This window comes from Mycobacterium europaeum (assembly GCF_034555895.2).
Lineage (GTDB): Bacteria > Actinomycetota > Actinomycetes > Mycobacteriales > Mycobacteriaceae > Mycobacterium > Mycobacterium europaeum.
In genome coordinates, this window is the sequence record NZ_CP157315.1 from 3,247,900 (window position 1) to 3,269,073 (window position 21,174).

At 68.2% G+C, this 21,174-nt stretch carries 20 protein-coding genes and 1 pseudogene; 7 read left to right on the plus strand and 14 right to left on the minus strand.

All coding sequences use genetic code 11. The annotated features are described in order from the left end of the window. Window positions 1-25: 25 nt before the first annotated feature. Window positions 26-760 (minus strand): TetR/AcrR family transcriptional regulator, encoded by a 735-nt coding sequence (locus tag U8D42_RS14690; RefSeq protein ID WP_322859878.1) that lies wholly within the window; start codon window positions 758-760, stop codon window positions 26-28. Between the two features lie 91 nt (window positions 761-851). Continuing rightward, window positions 852-1,685, minus strand: coding sequence for a helix-turn-helix domain-containing protein (locus U8D42_RS14695; protein WP_085241147.1), 834 nt, complete (start codon window positions 1,683-1,685; stop codon window positions 852-854). Between the two features lie 27 nt (window positions 1,686-1,712). Between U8D42_RS14695 and U8D42_RS14700 the strand changes: the two genes are divergently transcribed. Then, window positions 1,713-2,183 (plus strand): VOC family protein, encoded by a 471-nt coding sequence (locus U8D42_RS14700; RefSeq protein ID WP_322859877.1) that lies wholly within the window; start codon window positions 1,713-1,715, stop codon window positions 2,181-2,183. 9 nt (window positions 2,184-2,192) lie between these two features. Here U8D42_RS14700 and nrdE read toward each other — a convergent pair whose 3' ends face one another. The 4 genes from nrdE to U8D42_RS14720 form a co-directional block, all read right to left on the minus strand. After that, a complete protein-coding gene (gene nrdE, locus U8D42_RS14705; protein ID WP_085241149.1) occupies window positions 2,193-4,358 on the minus strand; it encodes a class 1b ribonucleoside-diphosphate reductase subunit alpha in 2,166 nt (721 codons plus the stop codon). Further along, the gene (nrdI, locus tag U8D42_RS14710; protein WP_085241151.1) at window positions 4,328-4,780 is read right to left on the minus strand and encodes a class Ib ribonucleoside-diphosphate reductase assembly flavoprotein NrdI; all 453 of its coding nucleotides are present in this window, start codon (window positions 4,778-4,780) and stop codon (window positions 4,328-4,330) included. The genes nrdE and nrdI overlap by 31 nt, the downstream gene beginning before the upstream one ends. Window positions 4,781-4,823: 43 nt before the next feature. Then, window positions 4,824-5,063, minus strand: a complete 240-nt coding sequence (gene nrdH, locus U8D42_RS14715; protein WP_322859876.1) for a glutaredoxin-like protein NrdH — start codon at window positions 5,061-5,063, stop codon at window positions 4,824-4,826. A gap of 517 nt (window positions 5,064-5,580) precedes the next feature. Continuing rightward, window positions 5,581-6,174: an NAD(P)H-dependent oxidoreductase gene (locus tag U8D42_RS14720; RefSeq protein WP_322859875.1), complete on the minus strand. Its 594-nt coding sequence runs from the start codon at window positions 6,172-6,174 to the stop codon at window positions 5,581-5,583. Between the two features lie 51 nt (window positions 6,175-6,225). Here U8D42_RS14720 and U8D42_RS14725 point away from each other — a divergent pair, with 51 nt between their 5' ends. Together U8D42_RS14725 and U8D42_RS14730 are read left to right on the plus strand one after the other, a co-directional pair. Continuing rightward, window positions 6,226-6,834, plus strand: coding sequence for a TetR/AcrR family transcriptional regulator (locus tag U8D42_RS14725; RefSeq protein WP_085241156.1), 609 nt, complete (start codon window positions 6,226-6,228; stop codon window positions 6,832-6,834). A 6-nt stretch (window positions 6,835-6,840) separates the two neighbouring features. Next, window positions 6,841-7,884, plus strand: coding sequence for a DNA polymerase IV (locus tag U8D42_RS14730; protein ID WP_431523770.1), 1,044 nt, complete (start codon window positions 6,841-6,843; stop codon window positions 7,882-7,884). On the opposite strand, the gene U8D42_RS14735 is transcribed toward U8D42_RS14730, so the two are convergent. Both U8D42_RS14735 and U8D42_RS14740 read right to left on the minus strand, forming a co-directional pair. Further along, window positions 7,819-8,742 (minus strand): SDR family oxidoreductase, encoded by a 924-nt coding sequence (locus tag U8D42_RS14735; RefSeq protein ID WP_322859874.1) that lies wholly within the window; start codon window positions 8,740-8,742, stop codon window positions 7,819-7,821. The genes U8D42_RS14730 and U8D42_RS14735 overlap by 66 nt on opposite strands. A gap of 32 nt (window positions 8,743-8,774) precedes the next feature. Next, window positions 8,775-9,410 carry a TetR/AcrR family transcriptional regulator gene (locus U8D42_RS14740; protein WP_085241161.1) on the minus strand — a complete coding sequence of 212 codons (636 nt, stop codon included), beginning with the start codon at window positions 9,408-9,410 and terminating at the stop codon, window positions 8,775-8,777. Between the two features lie 114 nt (window positions 9,411-9,524). Between U8D42_RS14740 and U8D42_RS14745 the strand changes: the two genes are divergently transcribed. Continuing rightward, window positions 9,525-11,003: a cytochrome P450 gene (locus U8D42_RS14745; RefSeq protein WP_322859873.1), complete on the plus strand. Its 1,479-nt coding sequence runs from the start codon at window positions 9,525-9,527 to the stop codon at window positions 11,001-11,003. 76 nt (window positions 11,004-11,079) lie between these two features. Here the strand turns inward: U8D42_RS14745 and U8D42_RS14750 are convergent, their stop codons facing one another. The 4 genes from U8D42_RS14750 to U8D42_RS14765 form a co-directional block, all read right to left on the minus strand. Next, window positions 11,080-11,595 (minus strand): homocitrate synthase, encoded by a 516-nt coding sequence (locus tag U8D42_RS14750; RefSeq protein ID WP_322859872.1) that lies wholly within the window; start codon window positions 11,593-11,595, stop codon window positions 11,080-11,082. 553 nt (window positions 11,596-12,148) lie between these two features. Then, complete coding sequence (locus tag U8D42_RS14755) at window positions 12,149-13,141, minus strand: sensor histidine kinase (protein WP_322859871.1); 993 nt, start codon at window positions 13,139-13,141, stop codon at window positions 12,149-12,151. 108 nt (window positions 13,142-13,249) lie between these two features. Then, window positions 13,250-14,680 carry a FadR/GntR family transcriptional regulator gene (locus U8D42_RS14760; protein WP_322859870.1) on the minus strand — a complete coding sequence of 477 codons (1,431 nt, stop codon included), beginning with the start codon at window positions 14,678-14,680 and terminating at the stop codon, window positions 13,250-13,252. A 33-nt stretch (window positions 14,681-14,713) separates the two neighbouring features. Further along, window positions 14,714-15,907: a thiolase family protein gene (locus U8D42_RS14765; protein WP_322859869.1), complete on the minus strand. Its 1,194-nt coding sequence runs from the start codon at window positions 15,905-15,907 to the stop codon at window positions 14,714-14,716. A gap of 54 nt (window positions 15,908-15,961) precedes the next feature. On the opposite strand from U8D42_RS14765, the gene U8D42_RS14770 reads away from it, so the two are divergent. Then, entirely contained in the window at window positions 15,962-16,300 is a 339-nt protein-coding gene (locus U8D42_RS14770) for a Zn-ribbon domain-containing OB-fold protein (RefSeq protein ID WP_322859868.1), read from the plus strand. Here U8D42_RS14770 and U8D42_RS14775 read toward each other — a convergent pair. Further along, window positions 16,293-18,458, minus strand: a complete 2,166-nt coding sequence (locus U8D42_RS14775; RefSeq protein WP_322859867.1) for an acyl-CoA dehydrogenase — start codon at window positions 18,456-18,458, stop codon at window positions 16,293-16,295. The two genes, U8D42_RS14770 and U8D42_RS14775, sit on opposite strands and share 8 nt — an antisense overlap. Before the next feature lie 108 nt (window positions 18,459-18,566). Next, entirely contained in the window at window positions 18,567-19,325 is a 759-nt protein-coding gene (locus U8D42_RS14780; protein WP_085241487.1) for an SDR family NAD(P)-dependent oxidoreductase, read from the minus strand. Window positions 19,326-19,435: 110 nt separating this feature from the next. Between U8D42_RS14780 and U8D42_RS14785 the strand changes: the two genes are divergently transcribed. Together U8D42_RS14785 and U8D42_RS14790 are read left to right on the plus strand one after the other, a co-directional pair. Then, entirely contained in the window at window positions 19,436-20,965 is a 1,530-nt protein-coding gene (locus tag U8D42_RS14785; RefSeq protein WP_085241485.1) for an ATP-dependent DNA ligase, read from the plus strand. 13 nt (window positions 20,966-20,978) lie between these two features. Further along, window positions 20,979-21,167: pseudogene (locus U8D42_RS14790) on the plus strand (hypothetical protein); the annotation flags it as partial. Between the last annotated feature and the right edge of the window lie 7 nt (window positions 21,168-21,174).

The following is a 21,174-nucleotide window of genomic DNA, read 5'->3' on the forward strand; positions in this document are numbered from 1 at the left end:
AGCGATGTCAACGTGCCAAAAGTCCTCAGCTCGCCGCGGGGCTGCTGGGCATCACGCTGTGGATGGGCTGGTCGGGGTCCATGGTGATGCCGAGCACCTCGGCGGTGCCGACGATGACCCCGACCATGATCGTCGTCAGATGGGCGACGAACCGCTCGCGCGGCATGCGGCGTGGGCTGTCGGCGTCGGGCCCCAGCCACCACTCGGTGGCCGATGCCGCCGACCCGAAGGCCGCATTCCCGGCCAGTTCGAAAGCCGCGTGGTCCAATTCCATCTCGCGCAGCTCGTTGTCGAACATGTCGGCCACCGCCAGGGTGATCCCGCGGCCCTCGTTGAGGATCTGCGGGCTCGCCGCGGAGCGCCCCTGGATGAAGACCCGCAGCACGTTCGGGTGCTGGTCGACCAGGTTCACGTACTCCTCGACGGCGCGACGGATCACCTCGCGCGACGAGTCGGTTTTCAGGTCGATCGACGGGAAGATGGCGGCCCACAGCATGTCGCGCAGCCGTTCCCCGATGGCCTGGAACAGGTCGGCCTTGTCGTGGAAGTGCCGGTAGATCTTCGGCTTGGCGGTGCCGGCCTCCTCGGCGATCTCCCGCACGCTCAGCTCGGGGCCCAGGCGGTCGATGGCGCGGAAGGCCGCGTCCACGATTTCGCCGCGCACCTTCTTGCGGTGTTCGCGCCACCGCTCGCTGCGCGCGTCGACCTTCGCCCCCGGCGGCTTGACGCTGGGGTGGGGTGGTCGCGGAATTCTCACCACGTCAAGCACCATACCCCTCTGACGACCATTCGAGCCGCTGACCTGGGCAGACTGCGCGACGATCGAGGATGACATCCACTGAACCGCCACATCATCGTCTGTACCGTTGGGCGTACTCGCCGGGGCTGCAGCCCAACATCGACCGGAAGTCGTTCGTGAAGTGCGCCTGGTCGTACCAGCCGAGTCGCACTGCCAGGTCGGCGAGGTCGACGCACCGGTCAGTCTCGAGCGCCAACGCGGCGTGCTGCAAACGGTATCGACACAGCACCCATTTGACGGAGACGCCGACGTAGCGCCGAAATACCCGCTGCGTGGTTCGCGCGCTCCACGGCGAGTACGCCATAACCTGGTCCACGCTGTGCAAAGCCTGCTCGTCGCGCATCCGTTGAAGCAGCGTTGCGAGGGCCGCATAGGTTGGATCGGGCCGGGTCGCAGCACCGATCGCGGCATCGAATTGCGCCGTGGCGGCGTCGATATCGTCGTCGAAAGACACGGAGCCGCCGAACAGCTCGCCGTCCGCCCGCATAACGCGGCCCGCCACCGCGGCGGCGTCGCGCCCGAATCGGGCGGTGAACCCGCCCGGCTTGAAACGCGCACCGACTACCGCGCCCCGTCCGGACAATGTGATGCTGAAGACCCGTTGCACCACGCCGTGCACCAAAGTGGCAGGTAAGGCATGGCCGTGACGCGGCGAGTCGGTCCCCCACTCGTGCGTGAGGTGCATCGACGGGAAGGTGATCACCAGGCTGTCATGCGGCGGTCGCCCGGTCAGGTCCCAGCAGACCGACCAGTAGTGTTCGACGAATTTGCCCGCGAGTTCCGACGGCGCCCTGCGGACGAGGTCGAACACCGCCGCGCTGCCCGCCCGCCCGACCACGCCCAACTCGGCACCGTGGATTGGTGGCGCGTTTTTCCAAGCCAACACGTGACGAATGTAGCGAAGGTGGACGCCATGACCCCCACACCCATTCCCGCCGGCTACACAAGTTTGACCCCGTTCCTGGTCGTCGACGGCGCCGCGGCAGCCATCGATTTCTACCTCGACGTGTTCGGCGCCGTCCTGGTCGAGAAGATGACCGGACCGGACGGCACGATCGCGCACGCGGAATTGGATTTCGGCCACGGGAGGCTGCAATTGTCCGATCCCAACCCCGATTACCGGCTCGTGGCTCCCGCCGCGCACAACGGGTCCGTGACCCATTCGGTCGCGCTGTATTGCGCTGACGTCGACGACGTACTGGCGCGCGCCGAGCAGGCAGGGGCGACGATTCGCGAGGCAGCCCAGACCTTCGTCACCGGTGACCGGTTCGGTTCCATCGTCGACCCGTTCGGGCAACGCTGGTCGATTATGACGCGGGTCGAAGAGGTCGACGCCGCCGAACGCGAACGGCGCCTGGCGAGCTGGGGACAAACGAATCTGTGAGGGTCCGTCCTACAGCATGCAGGACACGCAGCCCTCGACCTCGGTGCCCTCCAGCGCCATCTGCCGCAGCCGGATGTAGTAGAGCGTCTTGATGCCCTTGCGCCAGGCGTAGATCTGCGCCTTGTTCACATCGCGCGTGGTGGCGGTGTCCTTGAAGAACAGCGTCAGGCTCAGTCCCTGATCCACGTGCTGGGTGGCCGCGGCGTAGGTGTCGATGACCTTCTCGTAGCCGATCTCATACGCGTCCTGGAAGTACTCCAGGTTGTCGTTGGTCATGTAGGGCGCCGGGTAGTAGACGCGGCCGATCTTGCCTTCCTTGCGGATCTCGACCTTGCTGGCGATCGGGTGGATCGAGCTCGTCGAATGGTTGATGTAGGAGATCGACCCCGTCGGCGGGACGGCCTGCAGGTTCTGGTTGTAGATGCCGTGCGCCTGCACCGACTCCTTCAACCGCTTCCAGTCGTCCTGGGTCGGGATCCGGATGTCCGCGTCGGCGAAGAGCTGACGCACCTTGTCGGTCTGCGGCTCCCACACCTGGTCGGTGTACTTGTCGAAGAACTCGCCCGAGGCGTACTTCGACCGCTCGAAACCGCCGAACGCCCTGCCCCGTTCGATGGCGATGCGGTTCGACGCCCGCAGCGCGTGGTAGAGCACCGTGTAGAAGTAGATGTTGGTGAAGTCGATGCCCTCTTCGGACCCGTAGAAGATGCGCTCGCGCGCGAGGTAGCCGTGCAGGTTCATCTGCCCCAGGCCGATCGCGTGGGATTCGTTGTTGCCCTGCTCGATCGAGGGCACCGACGTGATGTGGGTCTGGTCGCTGACCGCGGTCAGGGCGCGGATGGCCACCTCGATGGTCTGCGCGAAGTCCGGTGAGTCCATCGCCTTGGCGATGTTCAGCGAACCGAGGTTGCACGAAATGTCTTTGCCGACTTTGGCATACGAGAGGTCGTCGTTGAACAGCGACGGCGTGGACACCTGCAGGATCTCCGAGCACAGGTTCGAGTGCGTGATCTTGCCCTCGACCGGGTTGGCCCGGTTCACCGTGTCCTCGAACATGATGTAGGGGTAGCCGGACTCGAACTGCAGCTCGGCCAGCGTCTGGAAGAACTCCCGCGCCTTGATCTTCGTCTTGCGGATGCGCGCGTCGTCGACCATCTCGTAGTACTTCTCGGTCACCGAGATGTCGGCGAACGGCAGGCCGTAGACGCGTTCGACGTCGTACGGCGAGAACAGGTACATGTCCTCGTTCTTCTTGGCCAGCTCGAAGGTGATGTCGGGGATCACCACGCCCAGGCTCAGCGTCTTGATCCGGATCTTCTCGTCGGCGTTCTCGCGTTTGGTGTCCAGGAAGCGGTAGATGTCGGGGTGATGCGCGTGCAGGTACACCGCGCCGGCCCCCTGGCGCGCGCCCAGCTGGTTGGCGTAGGAGAACGAGTCCTCGAGCAGTTTCATGATGGGGATGACGCCCGAGGACTGGTTCTCGATGTTCTTGATCGGCGCGCCGTGCTCGCGAATGTTGGTCAGCAGCAACGCAACGCCCCCGCCGCGCTTGGACAGCTGCAGGGCGGAGTTGATCGATCGGCCGATCGATTCCATGTTGTCCTCGATGCGCAGCAGAAAGCAGCTCACCGGTTCGCCGCGTTGCTTCTTGCCCGAGTTCAGAAACGTCGGGGTGGCCGGTTGGAAGCGGCCGTCGATGATCTCGTCGACCAGCTTCTCGGCCAGCCCGGTGTCACCGGCCGCCAGCGTCAGCGCCACCATGACCACGCGGTCCTCGAAGCGCTCCAGGTAGCGCTTACCGTCGAACGTCTTCAGCGTGTAGGAGGTGTAGTACTTGAACGCGCCCAGGAACGTCGGGAACCGGAACTTCTTGGCATAGGCGCGGTCCAGCAGCTCCTTGACGAAGTTGCGCGAGTACTGGTCGAGAACCTCGCGCTCGTAGTAGTTTTCGCGGATCAGGTAGTCGAGCTTCTCGTCCTGATTGTGGAAGAAGACCGTGTTCTGGTTGACATGCTGCAGGAAGTACTGGCGCGCCGCCAGCACGTCCTTGTCGAACTGAATCCTGCCGTCGGCGTCGTACAGGTTCAGCATCGCGTTCAGCGCGTGGTAGTCCGTTTCACCGGGCAACGCGTGCGCGCCGGACGTTACAGGCTCTGCAGTGACGGTTGGTGGCACGTCTGTTCCTTCCAGAAATCTTCCAAGCCCGCGCGGACGGCTTCCACGTCGTCCGGGGTGCCCATCAGTTCGAAGCGGTAAAGGTAGGGGACGCCGCATTTGCGCGAGATCACGTTGCCCGCATAGGCGAATTCGGCGCCGAAGTTGTTGTTGCCCGCCGCGATGACGCCGCGGATCAACGACCGGTTGTGCTCGTCGTTCAGGAATGCGATGACCTGCTTGGGAACGTATCCGCCGGCGTTGAGGTCAGGGGTGGCCCGGCCGCCGCCGTACGTGGGCACGATCAGGACATACGGCTCGTCGACCTCGATGCGGCCATGCAGCGGTATCCGCGTGGCGGGAACACCCAGCTTCTGCACGAAGCGGTGGGTGTTCTCCGACACGGAGGAGAAATAGACCAGGCTGCGCCGCGTGATGTCCATAGCACCGCAACCTCCTTCTTACCTATCGTCCGCCGCTGGCCACTCAGGCGCTGAGGGCCGCTTCCGCGAGCGCCTTGATGCGGTCCGGCCGGAACCCCGACCAGTGCTCGTTCCCCGCCACCACCACGGGCGCCTGCAGGTGCCCCAGCGCCATCACGTAGTCGCGCGCCTCGTTGTCCAGCGTGATGTCGACCTTCTCGTAGCCGATGCCCTGCTTGTCCAGGGCCTTGAACGTGGCGCTGCACTGCACGCATGCCGGCTTGGTGTACACGGTGATGCTCATAGAAGCCGCTCCTTTGCGGAAGGTGGGACTTGTCACGGACTGGCAACTACTCGGTACTACGTCTTCGCTGTGTTTCAGCGGCCCGCCAAGCCCCCACATTCCCGTCGTGCGGCCGTCGGGGTCGAATGACCCATTGAGCCGATTTCGGGTGGTGAACCAGGCCCCGGTCGGGCTGGTGAACCTGGGATCTGCCGGTGCTCGAAACACTACACCTAGTGGCAGACAAGATGACCAGATACAAGATGTTCGGAATGACATTTTTGAAATTCGCTGGTCGTACGCCGTTCGGGCGACACGCGCCCGGCGTGTCGCAGGTCACATTCTTCGACGAAGCCGCCCATGCGAATCGTTGTATCACCGGCCACCGACATCTCCCCGTGGCCCGCGCCCAAACCGCCGCGTTCGGCCTCCCCGGCCGACCGCCAGCAAAGCCGCCAGCCGAGGGCTGGCGGCTTTGGCTATCCGGTTGCCACAACCTCGCTGGTCACCCGGTGACCAGCTTGTGGACTTCCCCCAATCAGCCGACTTCGGCGACCAGCTTCCCGACCGCGTCGCGCACATTCCCCGAGAGCTCGGCGTGCTCCGCGGGCGCTTTGCCCTCCAGCGTCTTGAACGGCACGGAGAGTTTGATCGAATCCACCACGCGCGCGCCGGCGATGCCGAACGACTTGCGGGTTTCGTCGTGCGCCCAGACCCCGCCGTACTGACCGAAGGAGCCCCCGATCACCGCCAGCGGCTTGCCCTTCAGCGCGCCGTCGCCGAACGGGCGGGACAGCCAGTCGATCGCGTTCTTGATGACGGCCGGAATGCTGCCGTTGTATTCCGGGGTGACCACCAGCGCGGCGTCGGCGTCGGCCGCCGCGGCGCGCAGGGCGACCACCGGGGGCAGCGGCGGGGCGCCGGTGGTCATCGCGTCGTCGATCTCTTCGTTGTAGAACGGCAGCTCTGCGAGCTCCTCGAAGATCGTGACGGTCACGCCGTCGGGGGCCACCGCCGCCGCCAGTTCGGCGATCTGCCGGTTCACTGACGCCGCACGCAGGCTTCCCACGAACGCCAAGATCTTGGTTGTCACTGTCGGAGTCCCTTCGGTCGTTGGTCTACATCCTCGCATGCCCAAACCGGACTGCAGTCCGGTTTATTCCGGCGGCGTTAAAGTGCAGTCATGAGCGAACGGTTGGGCGAGCTGCCCGTGTGCGCTCCGCAGGTGGTCCACCAGGAGCGGGGCGACGCGGCGCGCAACCGTGCCCTGTTACTCCAGGCTGCCCGAAACCTGGTCGCCGAGCGCGGCGCCGATGCGGTCACCATGGACGACATCGCCGCGGCCGCCGGGGTCGGCAAGGGCACGCTGTTCCGCCGTTTCGGCAGCCGCGCCGGCCTGATGATGGTGTTGCTCGACGAAGACGAGCAAGCAAGTCAGCGGGCGTTTCTGTTCGGGCCACCGCCCTTGGGCCCCGGCGCGCCGCCGACGGATCGGCTGGTGGCGTTCGGCCGCGAGCGGATCCGCTTCGCGCACACCCACCGCGAGCTGCTGTCGGCCGTCAACCGCGACCCGCAAAGCCGTCACAACGCGCCGGCGATGGTGCAACGCACGCACGTGCGCGTCCTGCTGAAGGCCGCCGAGTCCACCGGCGACCTCGATGTGCAAACCGACGCGTTGCTGGCGCTGCTGGACGTGGACTACATCGAGCACCAGCTCGCCGAGGGCGGCCACACCCTGCAGACCCTCGGCGACGCGTGGGAAAGCTTGGCGCGCAAGCTTTGTGGGCGGTGACCCGGCGTGATCGCGCCGACGCAGAGCTGGGTCCTGCACGTCGACCTCGATCAGTTCCTGGCGTCCGTGGAATTGCGTCGCCACCCCGAGCTGGCCGGGCTGCCGGTGATCGTCGGCGGCAACGGCGATCCGTCCGAACCGCGCAAGGTTGTCACCTGCGCGTCCTATGAAGCCCGGAAATTCGGCGTGCACGCCGGCATGCCGTTGCGGGCCGCCGCCCGCCGCTGCCCCGAGGCGACGTTCCTGCCGTCGGACGCCGAAGCCTATGACGCGGCCTCCCAGCAGGTGATGGGGTTGCTGCGCGACCTGGGGCACCCGGTCGAGGTGTGGGGATGGGACGAGGCGTACGTCGGGCTGGCGGGGACCGACCCGACGGAAGTGGCCGACGAGATCCGGGCGGTCATCTCGGCGGAAACCGGGCTGTCCTGCTCGGTCGGCATCAGCGACAACAAGCAGCGCGCCAAGGTCGCGACCGGCTTCGCCAAACCGGCGGGCGTCTTCGCGCTCACCGACGCGAACTGGATGACCCTGATGGCCGACCGCCCGGTCGACGCGTTGTGGGGCGTAGGCACCAAGACCGCGAAAAAGCTTGCCGCGCTGGGGATCACGACGGTGCGTGAGCTCGCGGACAGTGAGGCCGAGCTGCTGATGTCCGCGTTCGGCCCGCGCACCGGGCTGTGGCTGCTGCTGTTGGCCAAGGGCGGTGGTGACACCGGCGTCAGCGCCGAGCCGTGGATCCCGCGCTCGCGCAGCCACGTGGTCACCTTCCCGCGCGACCTCACCGAACGCGCCGAAATGGATTCGTCCGTCACGCAATTGGCCGAACAGGCGTTGGCCGACGTGCTCGCGTCGGGCCGGATCGTGACCCGCGTGGCCGTCACCGTGCGGACCGCGACCTTCTACACCCGCTCCAAGATCCGCAAGCTGGACGCCCCGACCACCGATCGCGACACCATCGTCGCCGCGGCGCTGCGCGTCCTGGACCTATTCGAGCTCGACCGCCCGGTCCGGCTGCTGGGGGTGCGCCTCGAACTGGCCATGCCGCACTAGCGGCGCCGGGGCCGGCCGCAGCGCCCGGGTGAACACCACGTTCACCTGACGCATCGCCACGCTGTAGGGCCACCAAGCCAGCCGCTTGAAGGCGTACAGCGCCCGGATGTCCGCCGAGGTGTAGATCAGGTAGCGGTTCTTGGCCACTCCGGCCAGGATCTTCTCGGCCGCCCTCTCCGGCGAGACGGCGTGGCCGCTGAAGCGGTTCACCCAGCGGGCCACCTTGGGGTCTTCGCGGTCCACGCCGGCGATCTCGACGGTCTGGACCAGCGGGGTGTTCACCGCGCCCGGCACCACGACCGAGACCCCGATGCGGTGCCGCGCCAGGTCGAAGCGCAGCACCTCCGACAGCCCCCGCAGCCCGTACTTGCTGGCGCTGTAGGCCGCATGCCACGGGAGGGCGACCAGCCCCGCGGCCGACGACACGTTGACCAGGTGCCCGCCGTTGCGGGCCGCCACCATCGGCGGGACGAATGTTTCGATGACGTGGATCGGACCCATCAGGTTGATCGCGATCATCTTGCTCCACTGCTCGTGGCTCAGCCGGTCGACGGTGCCCCACGCCGACACACCGGCGATGTTGAGCACGACGTCCATGCTCGGATGGTCGCGATGGATGTCGGCGGCGAACGCGGCCACCTCGTCATAGCTGGCGATGTCGAGGGCCCGATGCTCGGGCACCCGCCCGCCCAACGCGCGGGCGTCGGCCACGGTCCGCTCGAGGCCGTCCCGGTCACGGTCGGTGAGATAGAGCTCGGCGCCGTGGGCGGCCAGCCGCAGCGCGGTGGCGCGGCCGATGCCGCTGGCGGCCCCGGTGACCAGACACCGTTTGCCCGCGAAGTATCCCTGCTGCCCCATTGCCGTGACGATACCGGCGGTAACGCCTCGGCCTAGGGACGCCCGCCCCAAAGCGCGTGCAGCCACAACCGCTCCAGCACGCGCACGCGGCGGTCGCGGTCGCTGTCACGGCCGGCCAGGATCGGGTCGCCGGTCAGCATCAGCGCGGTGGTACCGGCGAGGGTGCGGATCAGCGTCGGCAGGTCGTCGCTGATCGGGCTGGCGGTCCCGGCCTTCATCTCCGCCTCGACGATGGAGACGATCTGCCCCAGCACCACCTCGAACTGCTGGTCGAGGAGATTACGGATCTCGACGTCGGTGGTGCGCGCCTCGTTGCACGCGGTCATCACCGGGTCGTTGTGCGCGTACACCGCGGCCGCGCTGCCGACCATGCGTTGGGCGAACTGCTCCGGCGACTCGCCGGGCTGGCGCGGGGCGAAGTCCTGCGTGAGCTCTTCGAGTTCGGCGGCGGCCTCGGCCATCAACTGGGCCAGCACCGCGTATTTCGAGTCGAAGTAGAAGTAGAAGCCGGAGCGGGCGACGCCGGCCCGAAGGCTGATGGTGCTGACGGACAGCTCGGCGAATGGCTGCTCCTGCAACAGTTCCCGCACCGCCTGCAGGATCGCCTGGCGTTGCTTGTCGCCGCGCCGTTGCCCGACGGGCTCCGGGGTGGCGGGGTGGCTGCTCACTCCCTGACCTTGCACCACGCCGCGCGAAAAGCAAACTTGACAGCCGTCAAGTTTTTTCCGAAGGTTATAGAACAGTGACGGCTGTCACCTCGGAGGGAACGCAAAGGAGCGTCTATGACCGCCACGATCAGCACCCCGCAATACCTGCTGGACCAGGCGCGGCGCCGGTTCACCCCGACGCTGAACACCATCCCCGGGATGGGTGCGGTCGAAAAGCGGCTGCTCGCCCACGACTGGGACACCAAAGTCCTGGCCGAACCGCCCGCCGGCAGCGGCCTCAAACCGGTGACAGGCGATGCCGGCCTCCCGATCCTCGGGCACATCATCGAGATGTTCCGGGGCGGGCCGGACTACGCGCTGCACCTCTATCGCACCCGGGGCCCCCTGCACTTCCTCGACTCGCCGATCATGCCGGCGGTCACGGCGCTGGGACCGGACGCCACCCAGGCCGTGTTCTCGAACAAGAACAAGGACTTCTCGCAGCGGGGCTGGCACCCGGTGATCGGGCCGTTCTTCAACCGCGGCCTGATGATGCTGGACTTCGACGAGCACATGTACCACCGGCGGATCATGCAGGAGGCCTTCACGCGCAGCCGGTTGACCGGCTACGTCGAGCACATCGACCGCGTGGCCAGCGACATCGTCGCCAACTGGCCGACCAACGACGCGCGTTTCCTGTTCCACCCGGCGATGAAGGAACTCACCCTGGACGTCGCCTCCCTGGTGTTCATGGGGCACGAGCCCGGCACCGACCACGATCTGGTCACGAAGGTCAATCAGGCGTTCACGATCACGACGCGCGCGGGCGGCGCGATCATCCGGCAGCCGCTGCCGCCGTTCAAGTGGTGGCGGGGGCTGCGGGCCCGCACACTGCTCGAGGAGTACTTCGCCGAGCGGGTCAAGGAGCGCCGCCAGGCCACCGGCAACGACATGCTCACGGTGCTGTGCCACACCGAGGACGAGGACGGCAACAGCTTCACCGATGAGGACATCGTCAACCACATGATCTTCTTGATGATGGCCGCCCACGACACCTCGACGTCGACGACCACCACGATGGTCTACAACATGGCCGCCAACCCGGAGTGGCAGGAGCGGGCGCGCGAGGAGTCGGCCCGGCTCGGCGACGGGCCGCTGGACATCGAGGCGCTCGAGAAGCTCGAAACGCTCGAACTGATCATGAACGAGTCGCTGCGCATGGTGACGCCGCTGCCGTTCAACATGCGGCAGGCCGTTCGCGACACCGAGCTGCTCGGCCACTACATCCCCGCCGGCACCAACATCACGATCTGGCCGGGCATGAACCACCGCCTGCCCGAATTGTGGACGGATCCAGACAAATTCGACCCCGAACGCTTCGCCGAGCCCCGCTCCGAGCACAAGAAGCATCGGTACGCGTTCGCGCCGTTCGGCGGCGGCGCGCACAAGTGCATCGGCATGGTGTTCGGACAGCTCGAGGTCAAGACCGTCGTGCATCGGCTGCTGCGCCGCTACCGGCTGGAGCTGGCCCGGCCGGGCTACCAGCCGCACTGGGACTACGGCGGCATGCCGATACCGATGGACGGCATGCCGATCGTGCTGCGCCCGCTCTGACTCGCCGCGAGCAGACGCAAAATCACGTAGTGCGGCTGCTCGGCGTGCGATTCTGCGTCTGCTCGGCCAACCCGAACTACGCGATCAGGCGGTTGGCACACGCGATCACCGCGCGCAACGCCGACTGGGCCGGTTCCTCGGACCAGCCCATCGCCCATTCCACACGGGCGCCGTTGCCGCCTTGGACGAACGTGGCCGTGCGCTCGCAGGAGCGCAGCTGATGGAACTTGAGAATCTCCACCGGGATGCCGCGTTCGTGCAGCATCGCGCTGAGCGCCGCGATCGGGCCGCCGGCCGCCGCCGTCGACACGCTGATGCGCTCGCCGACGGCGATCATGGCCCGAAAGTTGCGCGGCTGCGGGCCCGGCCGCCGCTGGTCGTCGGTGCACTCCCAGTTGCGCAGGCGGATCGGTCCGGTCATCTGGCCGTAGGTCGCGACGAAACGCTGCCAGGACATCGCGCCCGCGGGCTCTCGCAGGCCGCTCGGTAGCGGCGCGCCGAACTGTCGGGCGAACCACTCCGTGGCGAGGCACGGGCTGGCCGGGTCGGTGTCGGAATCGAGACGCTCGGGAAAAGTTTCGGGAACGGTCATGGTGCCGGTCTTCTTCGGTCGAAGGATTGACCGACGGCAGTAGCTTCCGACCCACAGCGGGGGGTCGGTCTGGATCAGACCCCGCTGCGGGTGCTAGCTACTACGACACGCTCGAGAAGACGCACGAGCGACGACCTTAGTCGCGTACCCGCCTGACGTGCAAGTTTCGGGCGAGCGGCATATCGCGCCAACCCGTCTCGAAATTAATCGAAGATTTTGGTTTACCCGCGCGAGCCAGCGGGTATGGGGCGGGGGCATGTGTCGTTCAACGGCTGTGCAATTACCCCTCGAAGGATGATGAAAGAAGGCTCATCATGAAGGCGAAGCGCACCATGAAAACCCTCAAAGCCGCTGTAGCGGCCGCGGGCCTCGTCACGGTGTTAGTGGTACCGACAGGATGTGCCTCCTCGACGGCCGGCAGCGGCGGACTCGTCGGCGGGGCTAGCGGCGGCTGTGTGATCAGCGCGCTCGGTGTCTGCGTCTAACTGATTTCGACCGAGCAACCTCCGGGACCGGTGCGTGGGGGACGGGTTTCCCGGGGGTTGCTCGGCGTTCAGCCCGTCGGCCCGGCCGACGGCTCGAACCGCAGGTAAGCCTGGATCGTCGTTCCGCTGGCCGTGGTGTGCGTGCGTACCAGGTCCGAGATGGCGTTGACCAGATACAACCCGCGGCTGGCGGGGCCGCACGGCCCCGGGTCCAGGCGACCCACCAGCGGATCCTCGAAGCAACCGGTGTCGCGCGCCTCGCACACCAGGTACCCGTCGTCGCGCCAGAAGGCCAGCTGGCAGGCGCCGTCGGTGTACATCAGGCTGTTGCTGGCCAACTCCGTGGCCACCAACTGGAGGTCCTCGATCGCGTCCTCGGATAACCCGACCCAGCCCGCGTAGTCGACGGCGAACGAGCGCGCCGGGCGAAGGTCCGCCGACTTGCGGACCACGTAGGTCACCGCCCCCGGATTACCGGGCAGCGGCCGGTTGCAGCGCTGCAAGGCGGCATCGGGCGCGTAGTCCGCGCTGCGTCGCAGGCCGCCGCCGCCCCACAGCCAGGGGTGGGTCGCGTGGGCGTCCGCCAGCACGTCGTCGTCGAGCCGGCTCCCGTCGTAGAGGCACAGGCCGGTCACCTGGTAGCCGTCCATGGCCCCGTTGACCAGCGCCTCGTGCTCCACGCACGCGATCAGTTCCTCGTCGGTCCGTCCGGGCCAGGCGAGTTGGCTGACGATCCGCACGCGCCGGTCGGGATGGTCGTCGACGAAGGCCCCCTCCATCGCCATGAGCCGGCTCGGGTTGCGGGCGACCTCGGTGATGTCCACCATGCGCAGATCGTCCGGCGCCGTGCCGTCCGCGCCCAGCGCGTCGTGCAGCAGCGCCAACATGTCGGCCGGGACCGCGACGAGCACGGCCTCGTCGAGGTCCAACCCGTCCCGCACGAAGCGGGTCACGACATCCAGATACTCGTGCTGGGATTGGTAGATGAGCGCGGAATGGACGAAGCCGAGCTTCCCGATTTCTGTGCCCGCGGTCACTCCAGCACGCTCACCTTCGATCACTAACGCCAACCCCCTGCTGGACCGGCCGTCTGCCTTCTCCCTCCCCAGTACCCGCGGCGGGGCTTGGCTATACCGCGCTGCAGATCACATCTGCGAACTCAGTACTTGTCACAGCCACCAGGAGGCGGCGGCGTCCAGGTGACGGCGGACGCGATAGCGGGCCAGGCTGTCGTCGCCTGCCTCGATGGCATCCGCGATCCGCAGGTGAGCGTGGTGGACGGCCAGGACGTCCGCCCAGGTCGGCGGGGCCTGCCCGGTGCTTGTCCAGTGCCGCCGGAACAACTCGACGATGATCCGCAGGAACAAGTCGAGCAGGGCGTTGCCGGCCAGCTGCGCCAGTCCGACGTGGAACCGGAACTCCTCCGCGGTTGCGTCGCCCACATCACCGGACGTTTCGTCGACGTCTGACCGATGCGCGGCCAGGAAGGCGGCCACCTCGGATTCGCCCCGCCGCTTGACCACCTTGGCGACGTTGTCGATCTCGATCGCGTCCCGGACGCAACGGAGGTCCTCGCGGCTGGGGTCGCGGTACTGCAGATACAAGGCGATGGTGTCGATGCTGGCCTGCGCCTGGGGTTTGGCGATGACGAGCCCGCCGCCGGGGCCGCGACGCATGTGGGCGATCGAGTGATATTCGAGCAGCCGCACCGCTTCGCGGAACACGGCGCGGCTCACCCGGTAGCGCTCCAGCAGGGCGGTTTCGGTGCCGAAGACCGAACCGACCTGCCAGCCGCCGGCCGCGATGTCGTCGCCGATCGTGGCGGCCAGCATCTCGGCGAGCTTGCCGGGGGGCACCTCGGCGGTGAGCCGCCGCGGCTTGCGCCGTCGGCTCACCGTGCCCGGATGATGGCGCTGCAGCCAGGCCGTGACGGCCTCGATGTGTCGTTCGCTGAGCATCTTGGCTTGCGCCGAGTCACCGGAAGTGACGGCCGCGACGATCTCGGAGTGGTCGATGTGCATCCGGTCGAGCGCCTCGATGGCCTCGCTGGCCGTGTCGGTCCGCGACTGCAGCGCGTATCGGGTGGTGAGCCGCATCAGGACGTCGATAAACAGTTGCAGGACAGGGTTTTTGGATTGTTCCGCCAGGGCGATGTGGAACTCGTCCCGCGGCGTCGGCAGCCCAGGTCTCCACTCTTGTTCACCGGCCAACACCGCCCGCAGCCGCGCGATACCCGCTTCGTCGATACGTTCCGCGGCCAGCGATGCCGCCAACGGTTCGAGCACCAGGCGGGCATTGAGTAGGTCGCCCAGGGTGGTGCCGAGGTGTTCGAGATAGATGACGACGGCCCGGGTGGCGGGGCCGGCGTCGGGCTCGCAGATGATCAGCCCGCCGCCCGGCCCGCGGCGCATCCGGGCGACCTGATGGTGTTCGACGAGGCGGACGGCTTCGCGCAGCACCGAGCGGCTCACCCCGAAGCGCTCCTGCAGGGCGTGTTCGGATCCCAGCGATTCACCGGTGGCCCAGCCGCGGCGGACGATCTCCACCTCGAGGTCCCGCGCGATCCTGGCGGCCAGCTTGCTCTCGCGGTCGGTACTCATGTCAGGCCCGACAATGCTCTCCGGCAAGCGCTTTCAGCATGTGAGCAGCATGCAGCCGGCGACGGGCCCGCCCCCCACGGACACCACGCCGACGTCCGGGCGCTGCGCCACCTGCCGCTCCCCCGCCTCGCCGCGCAACTGCAGGCATCCCTCGTGCAGCGCCCAGTAGCCGTGCATCCGCCCGGCCGACAGCTGGCCGCCATACGTGTTCAGCGGAAGCGCACCGTCGCGGGCGATCCGCGCGCCGCCGTCGACGTACGGCCCGGCCTCGCCGTCGCCGCAGACGCCCAGCGCTTCCAGCCACGCGAGGGTGAGGTAGGTGAACCCGTCGTACAGCTCGGCGACCTTGAGATCGGACGGCTTGAGGTCCGTGCGCGACCACATCTGCGCCGCCGCGTCCGACATCGCCATCTTCGGATAGTCGGCACGGTGGAACCAGCCCCCGGCGCCGTCGGCCCCGCCGACCGCCTCCACCGCCACCGGGCGGTGCGGGCAGTCACGCGCGTACTCGGCATGCGAGACCACCACGGCGATGGAGCCGTCGATCGGAACATCGCAGTCCAGCAGCCCGAACGGCGTGGACACCGGCCGAGCGCCCAGGTAGTCGGCCATCGTCATCGGGTCGCGGTAGACGGCGCGCGGATTCAACGCGGCGTTGCGCCTGCCGTTGAGCGCCACCCAGCCCAGCTGTTCTTTGGTGGTCCCGTAGAGCTCCATGTGGCGCCGGCAGTTGAGCGCCAGCCAGTTGGCCGCGGAGTACGCGTTGGCCGCCACCAAGTCGTTGACGTCGTCCATCGCGCCGACGGCGGGGCGTTCGGCGCCCTCCGGCGTCTCGAACATCCGCGCCAGCGGCGGCGCGGGCGCGTTCTCCTGCGGCTTCACCGGGACCGTGCCCCCGAGCATCTGGATGGTCCGGTACACCACCACGTGGCGGGCGCGGCGCTCGGCGACCGCGCGGCACGCCGACATCACCGGGCTGAGCAGGCCGCCGGTGCCGAACCCGGACCCGCAGTCGGCGGCCTCGATCCGCAGTTGGGCGTTCACGTCGGCGGCGGGGGTGTCGCCCAGCGTCGCGATGCCGTCGACGTCGGAAGGGACCAATCCGGCGTCCTCGATGGCGGACCGCACCGCTTCCATGGTCAGGTCCAGCCCCGCGATGCCGGTGCGACGGCCGATCCGCGAGATGCCGATACCGGACAGGATCGCGTCCTTCTCGAAATGCGTCATGCACACCGCCCGTCAGACCATGCGTCGAAACCAATTGAGTGTACTGTATTCGTCGTGCCGGACGCGCCGCTGCTCATCGAATACTGCGACGATTGCGCGCGCTGGGTACATCCGGCGACCGGCGAATGCCGCGCCTGCGGCGGCCCACTGGTCGCGCGGCCCGTCTCCGGGCGCGGCACCGTGTTCACCTACACGGTCAACCACCACCCGTACAACCCGGAGATCCCGGTCCCGTACGTGATCGCCATCGTCGAACTCGCCGAGCAAGAAGGCCTACGGGTGGCCGCCAACATCGTTGGGTGCGAGCCGGATTCGGTCACATGCGGCATGGCCGTCGGGATCCTGCCGGAGAAGGGCAGCGGCGGGGCGCCGCTGTTCGCGCCCGCTAGTTGATCAGCGGGTCGCGCGGCATGCCGAGGATCCGCTCGGCGATCTGGTTGCGGGTGACCTCCGAAGTGCCGCCGGCGATCGCCATGCCGCGCGCTCCCATCGCCAGCCGGCCCACGATCGCTCCGGGCCCGTCCATCAGTGCGACCTCGGGGCCCGCCAGCGCCGCCCAGATGGCGGCGCCGTCCACCATGTGTTCGGCCAGCTTCAGCTTGGTGATGTTGCCTTCCGGGCCCGGCCCCGCGCCCTCGACGCTGCGGGCGGCGCGGCGCAGGTTGAGCAGCCGCAGCGCGTGATCGTCGGCGAGGAAGGACCCGATCCGAATGGGCGCCCCCGCCAAGCGATCTGACTGCTGCTGCGCGAGTTGCACAAGGGTGGGCGCCAGGGCCTCGTAGAACGACCCGCTGCCGCCGATGCTGACCCGCTCGTTGCCCAGCGTGGCGCGCGCGACCGTCCATCCCGAGTTGGGCGCCCCGACGACGTCCTCGTCGGGGACGAACACGTCGTTGAAGAACACCTCGTTGAATTCCGAGCCGCCGGTGATCTGCCGCAATGGCCGCACCTCGACGCCCGGGCCCTTCATGTCGATGATGACGGTCGTGATCCCGGCGTGCTTGGGGGCTTCGGGGTCGGTGCGCACGGTGGCCAGGCCACGCGCACAGTACTGGGCGCCGCTGGTCCAGACCTTCTGCCCGTTGATCTTCCAGCCGCCGTCCACCCGGGTGGCGCGGGTCTTGACCGACGCCGCGTCGGAGCCGGCCTCGGGTTCGGAGAACAGCTGGCACCAGATCTCTTCCTGGCGGAGCGCCTTCTCCACGAATCGTTCGATCTGCCAATCGGTTCCGTGCTGGATCAGGGTCAGGATCACCCATCCGGTGATCGAGTAGTCGGGCCGTTTGATGCCGGCCGCGCGGAACTCCTCCTCGATCACCAACTGCTCCACCGCGTCGGCGGCGCGCCCCCACGGCTTGGGCCAGTGCGGCATCACGTAACCGGTCTCGATCAGTTTGTCGCGTTGCGCCTCTTTGTCCAGGGCGGCGATCTCGGCAGCGTCGGCGTGGATCCTGGTGCGCAGCTCTTCGGCCTCGGGCGGCAGGTCCAGGCTGTTCTCCCGCGTGGCGCCGGTGGCGGTGCGCTCGAAGACATCCCGGGCCGGGGCGTCACCGCCGAACAGCGCCTGTATCACCAGCGCGCGGCGCAGGTGCAGGTGCGCGTCGTGCTCCCAGGTGAAACCGATGCCGCCGTGCACCTGGATGTTCAACTCGGCGTTGCGCGCATAGGCGGGAAAGGCCAGGGTCGCCGCCACCGCCGCAGCCAGCTGGAACTGGGCTTCGTCCTCGGAGGCCGCGCGCGAGGCATCCCACACCGCGGCGACCCCGGACTCGGCGGCCACCAGCATGTTCGCGCAATGATGCTTCACCGCCTGGAAAGTGGCGATGGTGCGCCCGAATTGCTGCCGCACCTTGGCGTAGTCGACGGCGGCGTCGACGCAGTCCGCTGCGCCACCCACCGCCTCGGCGGCCAGCAACGTCCGCGCGCGCGCCAGCGCCGACGCCCGCGCGCCCGACAGGACGTCGTCGGCGCTGACATTCACGTTTTCCAGGCGAACCCGTCCGGAGCGCCGGGTCGGGTCGAAGTTGTTCGGCACTTCTACCGACACGCCGGCGCGACCGCGCTCCAGCAGCAGCACGTCGTCGCCCGCCGCGATCACCAGCAGTTCGGCCAGTCCGGCACCCAGCACGATTCCGGCGTCACCATCGGCGATCCCGTTGGTGACCCGCACCTGGCCGTCCAGACCGATGCCCGCGGTGACGGTCCCGTCGATCAATCCGGGCAACAGCCGCGACTTCTGTTCGGCCGAGCCGTCTTTGGCGATCACCGCCGACGCGATGACGGTCGGTACGAACGGTCCGGGTGCTACCGCGCGGCCGAGTTCCTCGACGACCACCACGAGTTCGGGAAGCCCGAATCCCGAACCGCCGTGCTCCTCGTCGATATGCAGGCCGAGCCAGCCCAGCTCGACGAGGTTCTGCCAGAACGGCGGACGGGACTCCTCGGCGGCGTCGAGCAGGGACCGCGCCGCCCAGCGCGCCTTCTGCGAGGTCAAAAACCCCCGGGCGACTTCGGCGAGTTCGCGATGGTCGTCGGTCAGTGCGATACCCATGAGGCGCCCTCCTCGCTACCGGCTGGGGTGCCGGCCCCGCTTCGAGGGGAAGCGGGGCGGCTGCCTAAAGAGTGTACTTAATGCGAGGAGGGCGACCCGTGGGGGTGGTTACTTGGGCGCGAACCGCTGCCCGGCGTCCAGTCGCAGGCACTGCCCGTTGAGCATCGGGTTCTCCACGATGGCCGCCACCAGCTTGGCGTACTCGATCGGCCGGCCCATCCGCTTCGGGAAGGCGGCGTCTTTGACCAGGTTGGCCGCCATCTCGTCGGGGACCATCGAGGTGATTCCGGTCAGGAAAAGGCTGGGGGCGATGGCCAGCACCCGGATGCCCATCGAGCCCAGGTCGCGGGCCATGGTCAGGCACATGCCGGCGATCCCGGCTTTGGCGGCGGTGTAGGCCACCTGCCCGATCTGGCCTTCGAAGGCCGCGATCGATGCGGTGTTGATGATGACGCCGCGCTCTTCGTCCTCGGGCTCGTTCTTGGCCATGTGCGCGGCGGCCAGCCGGCTGATGTTGAAGGTGGCGATCAGGTTCAGGTCGATCACGGATTGGAAGGACTCGAGGTCATGCGGACCGGACTTGGTCAGCGTCCGCTTGGCGATGCCGCCGCCTGCGGTGGTGACCGTGACGTGCAGGCCGCCCAGCTTGTCCACCGCGGTCTGCAACGTCTCCTCGGTGCCCTTGAAATCCGTGACGTCGACCGGATAGAACGCGCCGCCGATCCCTTCGGCGACGGTCTTGCCGTCGGAACCCTCGCGGTCGAGCACCGCGACGTCCGCGCCCCGCTCGGCCAGCAGCTCCGCGGAGGCGCGACCCATCCCCGACGCACCGCCGATGACGACGACCTTCTTCCCGTTGATCTCCATCCGGACCTCTCCCTTTGGGTTGTCAGATTTCTTGCATTCTGTAACGTTACGTAGGCACGCTAGCGTGTCCATCTTTCAGGATTGTCGGCGAGCCGTGCCAAGCTGGCTCCGTGCTGCTTCTCGACGTGGCGACTACCTCGTTTGACGTGGGCGGTACGTCGTCGCGGCTGAGCAAGGTCGCCCACATCGCCGACCTGTTGCGGCGCGCGGCAGGCGACCCCGACGGTGTCGCGACCGTGGTCTCCTGGCTCTCGGGTGAGCTGCCCCAGCGCCAGATCGGGGTCGGCTGGGCATCGCTGCGGTCGCGGCCGCCGGCGGCGTCGCAGCCGACGCTGACCGTCGCCGGCGTGGACGCCCGCTTCTCGGAGATCGGAGCGGTGTCGGGCAAGGGAGCGCAGGCGCGGCGCGCCGAGCTGGTCGCCGACCTGTTCGCCGCCGCGACCGATGCCGAGCAGACCTTCCTGCTGCGGTTGCTCGGCGGCGAGCTGCGCCAGGGGGCGCTGACCGGAGTCATGGCCGACGCGGTGGCCAAGGCCGCCGAGCTGCCCGTCGCCGCGGTGCAGCGCGCCGCAATGCTGGGCGGGGACTTGCCGTCCGTGGCCGCCGCCGCCCTGGGCGGCGGGGCCCGGGCGCTGGACGCGTTCGCGCTGCGAGTCGGCCGGCCGGTCGGCCCGATGCTGGCGCAGACGGCGACCGGGGTGGCCGACGCGCTGGAACGCCACGGCGGCACAACGATTTTCGAGGCGAAACTGGACGGCGCACGGGTGCAGATCCACCGGGCCGGCGACCGGGTCACCGTCTACACCCGAAGCCTCGACGACGTCACCGCGCGGCTGCCGGAAGTGGTGGAGGCGACGCTGGCGCTGCCGGTGCGCGACCTCATCGCCGACGGCGAGGCGATCGCGCTGCGGCCCGACAACTCACCGCATCGCTTCCAGGTCACCGCGTCACGGTTCGGCCGATCGGTCGATGTTGCGGCAGCCCGTGCGGCCCAGCCACTTTCGGTGTTCTTCTTCGACATCCTGCACCGCGACGGCGCCGACCTGCTCGACGCGCCGACCGCCGAGCGGCTGGCCGCCCTGGACGCTTTGGTGCCTGCCGCGCAACGGGTCGATCGGCTGCACACCTCGGACGCCGCCGAGGCGGCCGCATTCCTCGACGCGACGCTGGCCGCCGGCCACGAGGGCGTCCTGGCCAAGGCGCCGGATGCGCCGTACCAGGCGGGCCGCCGCGGAGCGGGGTGGCTGAAGGTGAAGCCCGTCCACACGCTGGACCTGGTGGTGCTCGCGGTCGAGTGGGGATCCGGGCGCCGCACCGGCAAGCTCTCCAACATCCACCTCGGGGCGCGCGATCCGGCGACGGGCGAATTCGTCATGGTGGGAAAGACTTTCAAGGGCATGACCGACGCCATGTTGGATTGGCAGACGGCGCGGTTCTGCGAACTCGCGGTCGGCGGCACCGACGGTTACGTGGTGCGGCTGCGGCCGGAGCAGGTGGTCGAGGTGGCGCTGGACGGCGTCCAGAAGTCCTCGCGCTACCCGGGCGGCCTAGCGCTGCGCTTCGCCCGCGTGGTGCGCTACCGCGACGACAAGGGCCCGGCCGAGGCCGACACCATCGACGCCGTGCGCGCGCTGTACTAAACACGCAGCAGCAGTGGTGACCGTGGTCGTCGCGGGAATCATCGCTGCACTCAAGTCAATTCGCGGTGGCGGGCGGCCGCTGACCGAGGACTACCCGGTGCCGTCGAAGATGTTCGCGCCCGCCGGCCTGATCCCCACCGCCGGTGAGCGGGGATTGCAGAAACGGTGGGATGCCTGGGCCGAAGCGGCGTCGCAACCCTGACGAGCTC